Origin of the sequence: Actinomadura harenae (assembly GCF_003696215.1) — a bacterium.
GTDB classification, from domain to species: domain Bacteria; phylum Actinomycetota; class Actinomycetes; order Streptosporangiales; family Streptosporangiaceae; genus Spirillospora; species Spirillospora harenae.
The window spans coordinates 1-13,563 of sequence record NZ_RFFG01000006.1; the positions used below are offsets into that span (position 1 = coordinate 1).

General features: G+C 71.1%; 12 protein-coding genes. 4 read left to right on the forward strand and 8 right to left on the reverse strand.

Features of this window, described 5'->3' with window-relative positions:
- Positions 1–171 precede the first annotated feature (171 nt).
- Genes EBO15_RS04625 through nagA form a run of 6 tightly spaced genes read right to left on the reverse strand, consistent with a single transcriptional unit; the run spans position 172 to position 4,085 of the window.
- Complete coding sequence (locus tag EBO15_RS04625) at positions 172–444, reverse strand: HPr family phosphocarrier protein (RefSeq protein ID WP_122193050.1); 273 nt, start codon at positions 442–444, stop codon at positions 172–174.
- Positions 441–1,130, reverse strand: a complete 690-nt coding sequence (locus EBO15_RS04630) for an HAD family hydrolase (RefSeq protein WP_122193051.1) — start codon at positions 1,128–1,130, stop codon at positions 441–443. Before EBO15_RS04630 ends, EBO15_RS04625 begins: the two co-directional genes overlap by 4 nt.
- The gene (locus EBO15_RS04635) at positions 1,121–1,570 is read right to left on the reverse strand and encodes a PTS sugar transporter subunit IIA (RefSeq protein ID WP_122193052.1); all 450 of its coding nucleotides are present in this window, start codon (positions 1,568–1,570) and stop codon (positions 1,121–1,123) included. Before EBO15_RS04635 ends, EBO15_RS04630 begins: the two co-directional genes overlap by 10 nt.
- 17 nt (positions 1,571–1,587) lie before the next feature.
- Positions 1,588–1,839: a glucose PTS transporter subunit EIIB gene (locus tag EBO15_RS04640; RefSeq protein WP_267898381.1), complete on the reverse strand. Its 252-nt coding sequence runs from the start codon at positions 1,837–1,839 to the stop codon at positions 1,588–1,590.
- Positions 1,840–1,884: 45 nt separating this feature from the next.
- Positions 1,885–2,928, reverse strand: a complete 1,044-nt coding sequence (locus EBO15_RS04645; protein WP_122193054.1) for an SIS domain-containing protein — start codon at positions 2,926–2,928, stop codon at positions 1,885–1,887.
- Positions 2,925–4,085 carry an N-acetylglucosamine-6-phosphate deacetylase gene (gene nagA / locus EBO15_RS04650; protein ID WP_122193055.1) on the reverse strand — a complete coding sequence of 387 codons (1,161 nt, stop codon included), beginning with the start codon at positions 4,083–4,085 and terminating at the stop codon, positions 2,925–2,927. The genes EBO15_RS04645 and nagA overlap by 4 nt, the downstream gene beginning before the upstream one ends.
- Positions 4,086–4,230: 145 nt before the next feature.
- Here nagA and EBO15_RS04655 point away from each other — a divergent pair, with 145 nt between their 5' ends.
- The 3 genes from EBO15_RS04655 (at position 4,231) to EBO15_RS04665 (ending at position 8,078) form a co-directional block, all read left to right on the forward strand.
- Positions 4,231–5,535 carry a PTS transporter subunit EIIC gene (locus EBO15_RS04655; RefSeq protein ID WP_122193056.1) on the forward strand — a complete coding sequence of 435 codons (1,305 nt, stop codon included), beginning with the start codon at positions 4,231–4,233 and terminating at the stop codon, positions 5,533–5,535.
- 337 nt (positions 5,536–5,872) lie between these two features.
- Complete coding sequence (locus EBO15_RS04660; protein WP_122193057.1) at positions 5,873–6,613, forward strand: GntR family transcriptional regulator; 741 nt, start codon at positions 5,873–5,875, stop codon at positions 6,611–6,613.
- A gap of 127 nt (positions 6,614–6,740) precedes the next feature.
- On the forward strand, positions 6,741–8,078 hold the full coding sequence (locus EBO15_RS04665; protein ID WP_122193058.1) for a PTS transporter subunit EIIC: 1,338 nt from the start codon (positions 6,741–6,743) through the stop codon (positions 8,076–8,078).
- Between the two features lie 253 nt (positions 8,079–8,331).
- Here EBO15_RS04665 and secA read toward each other — a convergent pair whose 3' ends face one another.
- Positions 8,332–11,178, reverse strand: a complete 2,847-nt coding sequence (gene secA / locus EBO15_RS04670) for a preprotein translocase subunit SecA (protein WP_122193059.1) — start codon at positions 11,176–11,178, stop codon at positions 8,332–8,334.
- Positions 11,179–11,365: 187 nt separating this feature from the next.
- Between secA and EBO15_RS04675 the strand changes: the two genes are divergently transcribed.
- Positions 11,366–11,683: an HGxxPAAW family protein gene (locus EBO15_RS04675; RefSeq protein ID WP_233615942.1), complete on the forward strand. Its 318-nt coding sequence runs from the start codon at positions 11,366–11,368 to the stop codon at positions 11,681–11,683.
- Positions 11,684–11,999: 316 nt separating this feature from the next.
- On the opposite strand, the gene EBO15_RS04680 is transcribed toward EBO15_RS04675, so the two are convergent.
- Positions 12,000–13,286 (reverse strand): winged helix-turn-helix domain-containing protein, encoded by a 1,287-nt coding sequence (locus EBO15_RS04680; RefSeq protein ID WP_122193164.1) that lies wholly within the window; start codon positions 13,284–13,286, stop codon positions 12,000–12,002.
- Positions 13,287–13,563 lie beyond the last annotated feature (277 nt).

A 13,563-nucleotide genomic window follows, 5' to 3' on the forward strand; every position in this document is an offset into this window, starting at 1 on the left:
GTCTCGGCCGCGGCGTCACCGGCGGGGGCGGTGCCGGCGGGCGGCTCGGGGACGGCCCCGGCGATCCCGCGGACCGGGCCGAACCCGACGCCCGGGCTCACCCCGGCCCCGCTCAGCTCCACGGAGTCGCCGGGGTTCCCGGCGGCGGCGTTCCCCTGCTCAGGCCCCTGCTCAGGCATTCTCGGGCTCGGGCGTGGACAGCAGCGCCTGCAGCTCGGCCAGGAGCTCGTCCGCGCCGTCGAAGTCGGCGGCGATCACGATCTCCTCGCCGTGCCGGGCGTCCAGGCCGAGCACGGCCAGGATGCTCTTGGCGTTGACCGGCGTGCCGCCGGCCTTCGCCACGGTGACGTCGCCCGGCGCCTTGGCCGCGGTCTGCACGAACAGCGCGGCCGGGCGCGCGTGCAGCCCCACCCTCGACTCGATCTTGACGTTGCGCTCGCTCACTGGTTCTTCTCCTCGGTGTCCCGGATCCGCAGTTCGGGTCCGGGAGTCACGGTCACTTGCCGCAGGTCGGCGACCACGTGCTGCGCGGCGCGCAGCGCGGCGGACGGCTGCGTGGTGGTGATCCCCACGACGGTCATACCCGCGTCCCGCGCGGCGGCCACGCCGGCGGGGGCGTCCTCGAAGGCCACGGCCTCGTCGGGCGGGACGCCCAGGCCGCGCGCGGCGGCCAGGTAGCCCTCGGGGTCGGGCTTGCCGACGACGACGTCGTCGGCGGTGACGACCATGTCCAGCAGCCCCTGGACGCCCAGGTCGTCCAGCAGGCCGTGCGCGTAGCCGCGCATCCCGGACGTCACGACCGCGATCGGGACGTCCAGCACGCGCAGCGCCCGGACGAGGTCGACCGCGCCCGGGACGGGCTCGGCGACCGGCAGGTCGGGGTCGTCGAAGTGCTCCAGCACCTCGTGGAACAGCTCCTCGGCCGTCCTGCCGGGGAACAGGTGCAGGTGGTCGGCGAGGGCCTCGCGCCCGCGCCGTCCCGCGAACGACGCCAGCACGGCCTCGTCGTGGGGCGCGCCGTGCGCGTCGAAGAGCCGCGCCCACATCACGCGGTTGCGCGGCTCGGTGTCGATCAGCGTGCCGTCCAGGTCGAAGACGGCGGCGCGGACCGGCAGCCTGGTCAGCTCCATACGTACAGCTCGGCGCCCCGCTGGACGGTCCCGGACTCCACGACGTCCGACAGGGCCTCGGCGGACGCGTCGAGCGCGACCACGGCGCAGATGGGCGAGCGTCCGCCCGCCTCCACCGCGGCCGGGTCCCAGGCGACCAGCGGCTGGCCCGCGGTCACCCGGTCGCCCTCGGCGGCCAGCAGTTCGAACCCCTCGCCCTTGAGCTGGACGGTGTCGATGCCGAGGTGCACCAGCACCCCGTGGCCCTCGTCGTCCACCACCACGTAGGCGTGCGGGTGCATCTTGACGATCTTCCCGGTGACCGGGGCGATGGCCTGACCGGGCTCACGGGCCGGGTCCACGGCGGTGCCGGGGCCGACCATGGCCTGGGCGAACACCGGGTCCGGAACACCTGCGAGCCCGACGACCCGCCCGCCGACCGGGGACAGAACGCGCGTCATCGGTCCTCCTAGCGGACTCAGTCGAGGATGTCCTCGATGTCGGTGGCGATCGTGTCGGCCTCGGGGCCCACGACCACCTGGACGACGGTGCCCTGGCGCATGACGCCGAACGCGCCGGCGGCCTTCAGGCCCGCCTCGTTCACGGCGCCCGCGTCCTTGACCTCGGTGCGGAGCCGGGTCGCGCAGGGCTCGATCTCGATGATGTTGTCGGCGCCGCCCAGCGCCGCGATGATGTCCTCGGCCTTGGCCATGGCGGGGTTCCTCTCGATCTGTTGTCCGGCCGCGGCCGGCCCCGGAGGGCCGGCCGGAGCGTGTCAGTCCGTCTGGGTGACCTTGTTCAGTCCGCGCGGGACGTCGGGGTCGATGCCGAGCCGCCGGGCCAGGTTCTCGACCATGATCTGGCCGGGCACGATGAGGCCGAGCGGGGCGACCCATTCGGGCAGGTCCGGGCCGGGCAGCGCGGCGGTGCTGGCCTGCGCGAGGCCGCTGCCGCCGCCGAAGCCGAACGCCTCGGCGCCCGCGCCGCGCACGCGCTCGGCGAGCGCGATCGTGCCGGGCAGCGTCGGGCTGTTCTCGGCCGCGACCAGCAGCGCGGGGGTCGCGTCGTCCACGACGGCGATCGGGCCGTGCAGCAGGTCGGCGTAGGACAGGCCCATGGCGTGCAGGTAGCACGCCTCCTTGATCTTCAGGGCCAGCTCCAGCGCGGTGCCGAACGCGATGCCGCGCCCGGACACGACCGCGCCCGGGACCTGGGCGAGGGACTCGACGATCCGCGGCAGCGCCGGGGACGCCTCGGTGGCGCGGATCAGGCCCTCCACCTCGTCCGGGACGCGGCGCAGGTCGGCCGGGTCCCGGCCGATGCCGAGGCCGAGGCCGAGCACCGCGAGCGCGGCGAGCTGCGTGGTGTAGGTCTTGGTCGCCGGGACGGCGAGCTCGTCACCGGCGAGGGTGATCAGCGCGACCTCGGCGGCCTCCGCGAGGGGCGAGCCCTGGCCGTTGGTGACCGCGACGGTGCGGGCGCCGCACTCCTTCGCCCAGGCCAGCGTCTCGACGATCTCCTCGGTCTTGCCGGACTGGCTGATCGCCACGGCCAGCACGCCGTCGAGGTCGAGCCTGCGGTCGTAGGCCGTCGCGATCGAGGGCGCGGCGAGCGTCGCCAGGCGCCCGGCGTGCGACTCGATCAGGTACCGGCCGTACACCGCGGCGTTGTCCGACGAGCCGCGCGCGATGAACAGCACCTGCCGTGTCTCGGCGGCCAGCCGCTCGATCTCGGGAACGCGCGGGAGCAGCGCCTCGATGGTGCGCCGCAGCGCCTCGGGCTGCTCGCCGATCTCGGCGCGCATACGACTGGTGGTCATGATCCCCCTCCGAAGAGTTCCTGCCCGTTGATCCAGGTCATACGCGCGCGGTGGTCGGCGCCGAGCCAGACCAGGTCGGCCTTCGCGCCGGGCGCGATGCGGCCGAGGTCGGGGCGTCCGACGAGGTCGGCGGGGACGCGGGTGGCGGCGTCCACGGCCGTCACCAGGTCGACGCCGATCGCGAGCGCGTTGCCGATGGCGTCGTCCAGCCGGAGCCCGGAGCCCGCGATGGTGCCGTCGGCGCGCAGCGGCGGCCCCTCCTCCGGCATGGTGATCGGTTCGCCGCCCAGTTCGTAGGTGCCGGGCGGCATGCCGGCGGCGGACGCGGCGTCGGTGACGAGCACGACGCGTCCGGCGGCTGCGTTGAAGACGACCCTGGCCACGGTTCCGGACACGTGGTGGAGGTCGAGGATGAGGCCGGGGCTCAGCCGGTCGTCGGCGAGCGCCTGCGCGGCCACGCCCGGGTCGCGGTGGTTCATCCCGGACTGGGCGTTGAAGATGTGGGTGACCTTGCGCGCGCCCGCCCCGGCCGCGGCGGCGACCCGGCTCGCGGACGCGTCGCTGTGCCCGACGCTGACCAGCACGCCGTTCTCGGTGAGGGTGCGGATCGCGTCGAGCGCGCCGTCCCGCTCGGGCGCGAGCGTGACCAGCTTGACCAGCCCGGTCTCGAGCAGCGTCGCGATCTTCTCGGGCGTCGGGTCGGTCAGGTGCGCGGGGTTGTGCGCGCCCTTGCGCTTCTCCGACAGGAACGGCCCCTCGAGGTGGACGCCCAGGACGCGGGTGCCGAGGCCGTCCAGCGTCGGGAGCAGGTCACGGGTCCGGCGCAGCGCGGCGGCCTGGACCTCGACGGGCGCGGTGATGAACGTCGGCAGGAAGGACGTCACGCCGGTCTCGGGGAGGCGCTCGACGACCGTCCGCCAGCCGGTCTCGTCGGCGTCGACCATGTCGTACCCGAAGAACCCGTTGACCTGGAGGTCGACCAGACCGGGCGCGAGCACGCCGTCCTCGAGGTGGAGGTCCGCGCCGTCCGGCCGCCCCTCGCCCGCGTCGACGATCACGCCGTCCTCGATCCGGACGTATCCCGGCGAGACCACGCGGGTAGGCCCCTCGGCGGGGGAAGTGATCATGCGGTTCGCGGTGATCAGACGTTGTGCCATCGGGACGCACTCTCCGTGACGCCGGGTTCGCCGGTCGTGTCTGCCACGACTGGTCTAGTCCGGTCTGGACCAGTACGCAACATACCCGACACACGGCGCAAAGCGATAGAGCGAGGACGTCGCTCAGGGGGGAGCCCATCCGCTCATGAGTCCCACGCCCACGGAGACGGCCACGGACGGGGACGGCGGGGACGGCGCGCGGCACGCCTGGTCGGCCGCCTTCGCGGTGCTGCAGCGCATCGGCCGCAGCCTCATGCTGCCCATCGCGGTCCTGCCCGCCGCCGGGATCCTGCTCCGCCTCGGACAGGACGACCTGCTCGGCAAGGACGGTCTCGGCTGGGACCGGATCGCCGAGGTGTTCGCCGCGGCGGGCGGCGCCCTGCTCGACAACCTCGCCCTCCTGTTCGCGGTCGGCGTCGCCATCGGCTTCGCCAGGAAGTCCGACGGCTCGACCGCCCTCTCCGCCGTCGTCGGCTACCTCGTCTTCGACCGGGTGTCGAAGACGCTGTTCGCCCACTCGTCCACGCTCAAGGACTCGGTCGTCCAGCAGGTCGTGCAGAACGGCGCGGTGAAGGACGTCATCGGGTACGGGCTGAAGAACCCGACCCAGGTTCTCGGCGGCATCGTCGTCGGGATCGTCGTCGCCCTGCTCTACCAGCGCTTCTACCGGATCAAGCTACCGTCCTGGCTGGCGTTCTTCGGCGGGCGCCGGTTCGTCCCGATCGTCAGCGCCGGGGCCTGCCTGCTGCTCGGCGTCCTGTTCGGGCTGGCCTGGCCGACGCTCGGCCACTGGATCGACGCGTTCGGCGACTGGATCACCGGGCTGGGCGCGCTCGGCGCGGGCATCTACGGCGTCGCGAACCGGCTGCTGCTGCCGTTCGGCCTGCACCACATCCTCAACTCGCTGATCTGGTTCGTGTTCGGCTCGTACGACGACCACGGGACGATCGTCCACGGCGAGATCAACCGCTATCTCGCGGGCGACCCGCACGCCGGGACGTTCCTCGCGGGCTTCTTCCCCGTCCTGATGTTCGGCCTGCCCGGCGCGGCGCTCGCCATCTGGCGCGCCGCCGCGCCCGGACGGCGGGACGTCGTCGGCGGCCTGATGGTGTCGTCCGCGCTGACCGCGTTCGTCTGCGGCGTCACCGAGCCGATCGAGTTCTCGTTCATGTTCGTCGCGCCGCTGCTCTACGGGATCCACGTGTTGCTGACCGGCGTCTCGATGTACGTCCTCGCGGCGTTCGACGCCCAGCTCGGCTTCTCGTTCTCCGCGGGCCTCATCGACATGCTGCTCAACGCGACGAAGGGCAACACCCGCCACCTGCCGCTGATCATCGGGATGGGCGTCGTCTACTTCTTCCTCTACTTCGCGCTCTTCTCCTTCCTCATCGTCCGGCTGAACCTCCCCACTCCGGGCCGTGAACCCGAGGAGACGGCGGGCGACACCTGACCCCGGTCCGCTCGCGGGGCCCATTACCGTTCTTCGCCGTCGGGGCGCAAGGGGAACCGAATTCGCCGAGAGCGAACACGCCCTCGCACGCGAGCGCGGACGGGCGCGCACACCCCCGCACGCGCCCCCCACGGAAACCCCGCAGCCATCGGGGAAATCGGCTCTGACCTGCGAAATCAAGCGATCTTGAGCGCCCCCGACACGATCCGGACGTTACGCATCTGTGAGTTGACACACGTCGAAATCGTGTGGTCTAGTCCGGACTAGACCAGTACATACCGAGTCGATCCGGACTCCCGTCGGCCGGCCATCGGCCCGGGTTCCCCTGAGGATCCCCGTGACGACCATTGACCCGAACAGCCCCGTCCCCAAGTACTTCCAGCTCAGGGCCATCCTGCTGGACATGATCGAGAGCGCCGAGCTCCCGGTGGACGCCCCCATACCGTCCGAACGCGAACTGTGCGCCCGGTACGGGCTGTCGCGCATGACCGTCCGGCAGGGCGTCGACCACCTCGTCTCCGAGGGACGCCTCTACCGCGTGCCCGGCAAGGGCACCTTCGTGGCCCGCCCGAAGATCGAGATGCCGCTGCGGCTGGTGTCGTTCACCGAGGACATGCTCGCCCGCGGGATGCGTCCCGGCGCGATCGACCTCGACCGCCGCACCGTGCCCGCCGACGCCCGCCTGGCCCGGACCTTCGAGGTCGAACTCGGCACCCCGATCCACGTCGTCGAGCGGCTGCGCACCGCCGACGGCGAGCCCATGGCACTCGAGAGGGCGCATATCCTCGCATCGCTCGCGCCCGACCTGCTGGACCGGCGGCTCGCCGACCGATCCCTGTACGGCGTCCTCGAGGCGGTGTACGGGCTGGTCTTCGACGCGGGCGACCAGACGATCGACGCCGGGCTGGCGGACGCGACCGACGCCCGCCACCTGCAGATCCCGCGCGGCAGCGCCGTGCTGCTGCTGCGCCGGCGGTCGTTCACCAACGGGACCTGCGCCGAGCTCGGCGTGTCCACCTACCGTGCCGACCGCTACCAGGTCCACACGGCGCTGGGCCACCCTCCGACCCGCGCCTGAGACCCCGCCCCCATTCCTGAGACCCCCACCCCGCTCCTGAGACCCCAGCGGCTCCGGGACGCCCGCGCCCCGCGGCGTCCCGCCGCTGAAACCACCCCGCAACGACCGAGGAGAGGAATCACCCCTGATGAGTTCCATCGCCGCGGCGGAGGGGTCGGCCGGGCGCAAGCCCTGGTCGGCCGTGTTCGCCGTCCTCCAGCGGATCGGCCGCAGCCTCATGCTGCCGATCGCCGTCCTGCCCGCCGCCGCCCTGCTGCTGCGCTTCGGCCAGCCGGACATGCTCGGCGCGGACGGGCTCGGCTGGGTCCGCGTGGCCGAGATCGTCGGCGAGGCCGGCAACGCCCTGTTCGCCAACCTCCCGCTGCTGTTCGCCGTCGGTGTGGCGATCGGCTTCGCGAAGAAGGCGGACGGCTCGACCGCCCTGGCCGCCGTCGTCGGCTACCTGGTCTTCGACCACGTCTCGAAGATCATGTTCTCGCACACCTCGCAGCTCAAGGCGAACGTGCTGATCGACAAGGTGGCGGACGGCAAGACCACCTCGGTCATCGACTGGGGCTCCAAGAACCCCACCGACGTCCTCGGCGGCATCCTCATCGGTGTCGTGGCGGCCCTGCTCTACCAGCGCTTCTACCGGGTCAAGCTGCCCACCTACCTGGCGTTCTTCGGCGGACGCCGGTTCGTCCCGATCATCACCGCCGTCGCCGCGCTGGTCCTCGGCGTCCTCATCGGCTTCGTCTGGCCGGTCTTCGGCACCTGGCTGACCGACTTCGGCAACTGGATCACCGGCGCGGGCGCGCTCGGCGCGGGCACCTACGGCGTCGTCAACCGGCTGCTGCTGCCGTTCGGCCTGCACCACATCCCGAACTCGCTGGTCTGGTTCGTGTTCGGCACCTACAACGACAACGGGACCGCCGTCCACGGCGAGATCAACCGCTACCTGGCGGGCGACCCGCACGCCGGCGGCTTCCTCGCGGGCTTCTTCCCCGTCCTGATGTTCGGCCTGCCCGGCGCGGCCCTCGCCATGTGGCGCGCCGCTCCCCCGCACCGCCGCAAGGCCGTCGGCGGCATCATGATCTCCGCCGCCCTCACCGCCTTCGTCACCGGCGTGACCGAGCCGATCGAGTTCGCCTTCATGTTCGTCGCGCCCGTCCTCTACGGCGTGCACGTCGTCCTGACCGGCATCTCGATGGCCCTGCTGGAGGCCCTCCACGCCCAGCTCGGCTTCGGCTTCTCCGCGGGCCTGATCGACCTCCTGCTGAACGCCAGCAAGGGCAACACCAAGGGTCTGCCGTTGATCCTCGGCTTGGGTGTCCTCTACTTCTTCATCTACTACTTCGTCTTCAAGTTCCTGATCGAGAAGTTCAACTTCGCGACCCCGGGACGCGAGCCGGACGCGGACGAGGCGGTCGACGCCCCCGCCGAGAAGCCCGCCTCCTCCCGGAAGCGCGAATCGGCCACCCAGTAGAACCCGGGCCGGACCCAGCCCATAAGTCCGGCCCTCCCCCGAGGCCCTCCCACCCCCTAACCGGGAGGGCCTCACCCCGACGGCGGGGCGCCCAGCGCCCCGCCGTCCCCCTTTGGTGACCGCGGCGCCAGGGGGAAGGCCCCACACAGAACACACCGCAGGCCGCCCAACGGACGGTCGACGGGAAAAGGGGAACGGCCCCGGTCTGGTGGGACCGGGGCCGTTCGGGTGTCGCGTGTCAGCTGGTCGCGTGTCAGCTGTTGGACGGGTCGCCGTGGCAGCGCTTGAACTTCTTGCCCGAGCCGCAGGGGCACGGGTCGTTCCGGCCGACGCCCTCGTACGGGTCCTCGGTCTCCTCGCTGTGGTGCTCGACGCCGCCCTCGCCGTCGACGGTCGGGGACGTGTACTCCAGCTTCTTGGGACGCTGGGGCTCCTCGAGGCCCTTGGTCTTGAGGACCGGGACCTCCTCCTCCACCGGCTCCTCGGCCTCGGCGTCGGTGATCACGGTGTCCTCGAGAGCGACGGGGTTGGCGCCGACCTGCGGGGCCGCGGGCTGCTCCTCGACCTCGACCTCGAGGTTGTAGAGGTAGCCGACCGACTCCTCCTTGATGCCGTCCATCATGGCGTTGAACATGTCGTAGCCCTCGCGCTGGTACTCGACCAGCGGGTCGCGCTGCGCCATGGCGCGGAGGCCGATGCCCTCCTGGAGATAGTCCATCTCGTAGAGGTGCTCGCGCCACTTGCGGTCCATGACGGACAGGACGACGCGGCGCTCGAGCTCGCGCACGACCTCGGCGCCGAGCTCCTCCTCGCGCTTGGCGTAGGCCGCCTGGGCGTCCTCGCGGAGCTTCTCGGCCAGGGTCTCGGCGTCCAGGTTGGAGATCTCGCCGCCGACCTCCTCGACCAGCGCGTCCACCGTGAGGGAGATCGGGTACAGCTGCTGGAAGGCCTTCCAGAGCTTCTCCAGGTCCCACTCCTCGGCGAAGCCCTCGCCGGTGGCGCCCGCGACGTAGCCGTTGACGACCTCGTCGATCATGCGCAGCACCTGCTCGTGCAGGTCCTCGCCCTCGAGCACCTTGCGGCGCTCGGCGTAGATGACGACGCGCTGGCGGTTCATCACCTCGTCGTACTTCAGGACGTTCTTGCGCATCTCGAAGTTCTGCTGCTCGACCTGCGACTGGGCCGACTTGATCGCGTTCGAGACGATCTTGGACTCGATCGGCACGTCGTCCGGGATGTTGAGGCGGGTCATGATCGCCTCGACCCGGGCCGAGTTGAACAGCCGCATCAGGTCGTCCTCGAGGGACAGGTAGAACCGGGACTCGCCCGGGTCGCCCTGACGGCCGGACCGTCCGCGCAGCTGGTTGTCGATGCGGCGGGACTCGTGGCGCTCGGTGCCGAGCACGTACAGGCCGCCCGCGTCGACGACCTCCTCGTGCTCGCCCTTGACGGCCTGCTTGGCCTTGTCGAGGGCCTCGGGCCACGCCGACTCGTACTCCTCCGGAGTGTCCAGCGGGGACAGCCCGCGCTGGTGCAGCTCCAGGTCGGCACGGAAGTCGGGGTTGCCGCCGAGCATGATGTCGGTGCCTCGTCCGGCCATGTTCGTCGCGACCGTGACGGCGCCCTTGCGGCCCGCCTCGGCGACGATCGCCGACTCCTGCTCGTGGTTCTTGGCGTTCAGCACCTGGTGCGGGATGCCGCGCCGCTTGAGCATCTTGCTCAGCCGCTCGGACTTCTCGACCGAGGTGGTGCCGACCAGGACCGGCTGGCCGTTCTCGTGCCGGTCGGCGATGTCGTCGACGGCGGCCTCGAACTTGGCCTGCTCGGTCTTGTAGACCACGTCCGCCTTGTCCATGCGGACCATCGGCTTGTTGGTCGGGATCGGCACGACGCCGATCTTGTAGGTCTTGTTGAACTCCGCGGCCTCGGTGTCGGCCGTGCCGGTCATGCCGGACAGCCTGCCGTAGAGGCGGAAGTAGTTCTGGAGGGTGATCGTGGCGAGCGTCTGGTTCTCGTCCTTGATCGACACGCCCTCCTTGGCCTCGATGGCCTGGTGCATGCCCTCGTTGTACCGGCGGCCGTGCAGGATGCGCCCGGTGAACTCGTCCACGATCAGGACCTCGCCGTTCATGACGACGTAGTCCTTGTCGCGCTTGTACAGCTCCTTCGCCTTCAGGGCGTTGTTCAGGAAGCTGACGAGCTGGGTGTTCTCGGCCGAGTACAGGTTGTCGATGCCGAGCCAGTCCTCGACCTTCTCGACGCCCGCCTCGGTGATGCCGACGGTGCGCTTCTTCTCGTTGACCTCGTAGTCGCCGGGGCCGTACTCGTCCACCTGGCCGGCGGTGCTGACCAGCTCGGCGCGCTTCAGCCGCGGGACGATCTTGGAGAACTCGCCGTACCACTTGGAGTTCTGCTCACCCGGGCCGGAGATGATCAGCGGCGTCCGGGCCTCGTCGATGAGGATCGAGTCGACCTCGTCGACCACGGCGAAGTTGTGGCCGCGCTGGACGAGCTCGTCCAGGCTCCAGGCCATGTTGTCGCGCAGGTAGTCGAACCCGAACTCGTTGTTCGTGCCATAGGTGATGTCGGCGGCGTACGCGACCCGGCGCTCTTCGGGGGTCATCTGCGGGAGGATGACACCGACCTCGAGGCCCAGGAACTGGTGTACGCGGCCCATCCACTCGGCGTCGCGCTTGGCCAGGTAGTCGTTCACGGTGACGACGTGGACGCCCTTGCCGGACAGCGCGTTCAGGTAGGCGGGGAGCACACAGGTGAGGGTCTTGCCCTCACCGGTCTTCATCTCGGCGATGTTGCCCAGGTGCAGGGCCGCGCCGCCCATGATCTGGACGTCGTAGTGGCGCTGACCCAGAACGCGCTTGGCCGCCTCGCGGGCGGTGGCGAACGCCTCGGGGAGCAGGTCGTCCAGCGATTCGCCCTCTTCCAGGCGCTCGCGGTACTTCTCGGTGAGCTCGCGGAGTTCCGCATCGCTCATGTCGACGAAGTCTTCCTCGATCGAGTTGACCTGATCCGCGAGCTTCTTGAGCTTGCGCAGGGTCTTGCCTTCGCCCGCGCGAAGGATCTTATCGATGACTAGCGGCACTCTCGGAGGCTCCTTGCAGATCGTGGGTCACCGCCGACCGGCGGCACGCACACCACACGTACGATGCCATCGTAGGCGAGACTCAGAATGGTCTAGGTCACCCTGCGACGCAATCCCGGCCCGCGTTCAGCCCTCTGACACCCGTCCGGGACAATCATCCTGAACACTCTGAGGGGAGGGGCCCAAATTGTCCGATGAGTACGGCTCGCACGCCGGACGGCCGAGTTCCTGGCTGGCGGTCACCGTGATCTTCGCCGGCTTCACCGTGGGCGGAGTCGCGCTCTGCCTGGGACCGCAGTGGGTGCTGTTCTGGGTCGGAGCCGCGATCATCGCGCTCGGCCTGGTGGTGGCCGCGCTCGTGCACCTTTTCGCCGACGTCGTCGTCGACGCTCCGCGCGTCCTGCCGGAGGTCGTGGACTACTCGGTCTTCGGCAGCCGCACGACCAAGCGCCGCGGCGGCCTGCCCGGCGACAAGAAGGCGGTCATGTCCGACGCGCAGCGGTAAGGCGCCCGGCCGATCCCACCCGCGTCCCGCCGAAGCCGCGCGCCCGACGGGACGTCCGTCCGCCGCCCGACCCGATCGGCGGCCGTGAACGTCCGGCCCGCCGGACCTGGATCCGCGTTCCTCCTCCCCGAGCAGGGACGCCCCTCCAGGCCCCGGCGGGCCGACGCGTTTCCGAACCCGGACGAGTCCGGAAACCGCTCACGTTCAGTGCGCGTCCGTAACCAACCGCGCACACCCCCGCAACCCGACCGGCGCATGTGCCAGAAGAATGGACTCGCCGCATCAGCGGACCGCCCCGGGCACGCACGCCCCCGGCTCAGTCGCGTTCGACGAGCTGCTTGATCCCCGGCTCGGCGCGTTCGACGCGGATCGCGTCGCATCCGACCCACTCGGCCGCGTTGCGGAGCGCGGCCCGCAACGCCTCCGCCCCCTCCTCGATCCTGGCGGCCGACCTGGTGAGACGCGGTTCGAGCGAGACCTGGCGCGCGACGAGGGTCCTCCCCTCGCGGGCCGGGTCGACGCGTCCGACCAGGCGTCCGCCGGCGAGCAGCGGCATCGTGAAGTAGCCGTGCACCCGCTTCGCCTTCGGGACGTACGCCTCCAGCCGGTGATCGAAGTCGAAGACGCGGGACGTCCTGGCCCGGTCCCAGACCAGCGAGTCGAACGGGGACAGCAGCGTCGTGACATGCCTGCCGCGCGGCGGCGTCGCGAGCGCCTCGGGATCGGCCCACGCCTGATGCCGCCACCCCTGGACCCGCACCGGCACCAGCCCGGACGCGTCGACCACCGCGTCCACCTGCTCGGCCTTGATCCGGTAGTAGTCGGCGAGATCGGCGCGCGTCGCCACGCCGAGCGCCCGCCCCGCCAGCCGGACGAGCCGGGTCAGGCACTCGGCGTCGTCCGGGTCCTGCCCGTAGAGCCCGTCCGGGACGACCCGCTCCGCCAGGTCGTACACCCGCCGCCAGCCGACCCGCTGGACGCACGCGACCTCGCCGACGTCCCACAGCCACTCGATGCCGATCTTGTGGTCGCTCCATTCCCACCAGTCGCCCCCGGCCTTGGCGCCGCCGAGTTCCCGGGTCGTGAGCGGCCCCTCCGCCTTGAGCCTGGCGCGGATCTCGTCGCACACCCCGTCCGGCACCTTGTGCCACCGGACGCCCTTCCGCTGGAACTCCCGCCTCCGGAAGGCCAGAGTCGGCCATTCCTCGATCGGCAGGATCGACGCGGCATGCGCCCAGTATTCGAACGCGAACGGCCCGGACGCTTTGGCGCTCCGCCGCTTTTCGATCAACGGCCCGCCACTCGACGCGAGCGCCGCCGGATCGCCGTTCCGCCCCGTCCCGTGATCGGCGTCCCGCGCGGGCGGCGTCCAATAGGCGTTCTCGATCTTGTCCTTCGGCGTCGCGCCGAGCCGCGCATACGGGACGAGCTCATGCGACCGCGCGAGCACCGAGATCGTGTCCAGCTGGACGGCCCCGAGCCGCGAGAGCACACCCGGCACACCGCCGCGCCGCGCGTCCGCGCCCAGAAGCCCCTGAGCACGCAGCGCCAGCCGCCGCGCCTCGTCCGCACTCAGCTCCGCCTCGGCCCTGTCGGGGGTCATGGTGTTGGTCACGCGCCGATCGTAGGCCACAACACCGACAAACCCCACACACCGGTGTCGCCCTCCCCGACCAGAACGAGGCGGCACCCTGCGGAACGAGACGACATCCCGCAGCAGCCAAGGCTCAACAACGCGGAACCATCCCAGCCCCGCAGGGGACACGTCCTCTTTGGGCCCAAGGGCGGCAGGCGCCGTCACTGACCAACCCCACTAGCCCACCCGTGGCACCGCGAGCAATCCGCATAAGGCGACCGGGTGGCACCCAACAACCGTCAAC

Excerpts from the sequence above, each read along its gene's own strand:
- EBO15_RS04665 (WP_122193058.1), top strand. The coding sequence starts at position 6,741 with ATGAGTTCCATCGCCGCGGCGGAGGGGTCGGCCGGGCGCAAGCCCTGG.
- EBO15_RS04635 (WP_122193052.1), bottom strand. The coding sequence starts at position 1,570 with ATGACGCGCGTTCTGTCCCCGGTCGGCGGGCGGGTCGTCGGGCTCGCA.
- nagA (WP_122193055.1), bottom strand. The coding sequence starts at position 4,085 with ATGGCACAACGTCTGATCACCGCGAACCGCATGATCACTTCCCCCGCC.
- EBO15_RS04645 (WP_122193054.1), bottom strand. The coding sequence starts at position 2,928 with ATGACCACCAGTCGTATGCGCGCCGAGATCGGCGAGCAGCCCGAGGCG.
- EBO15_RS04630 (WP_122193051.1), bottom strand. The coding sequence starts at position 1,130 with ATGGAGCTGACCAGGCTGCCGGTCCGCGCCGCCGTCTTCGACCTGGAC.
- EBO15_RS04655 (WP_122193056.1), top strand. The coding sequence starts at position 4,231 with ATGAGTCCCACGCCCACGGAGACGGCCACGGACGGGGACGGCGGGGAC.
- EBO15_RS04680 (WP_122193164.1), bottom strand. The coding sequence starts at position 13,286 with ATGACCCCCGACAGGGCCGAGGCGGAGCTGAGTGCGGACGAGGCGCGG.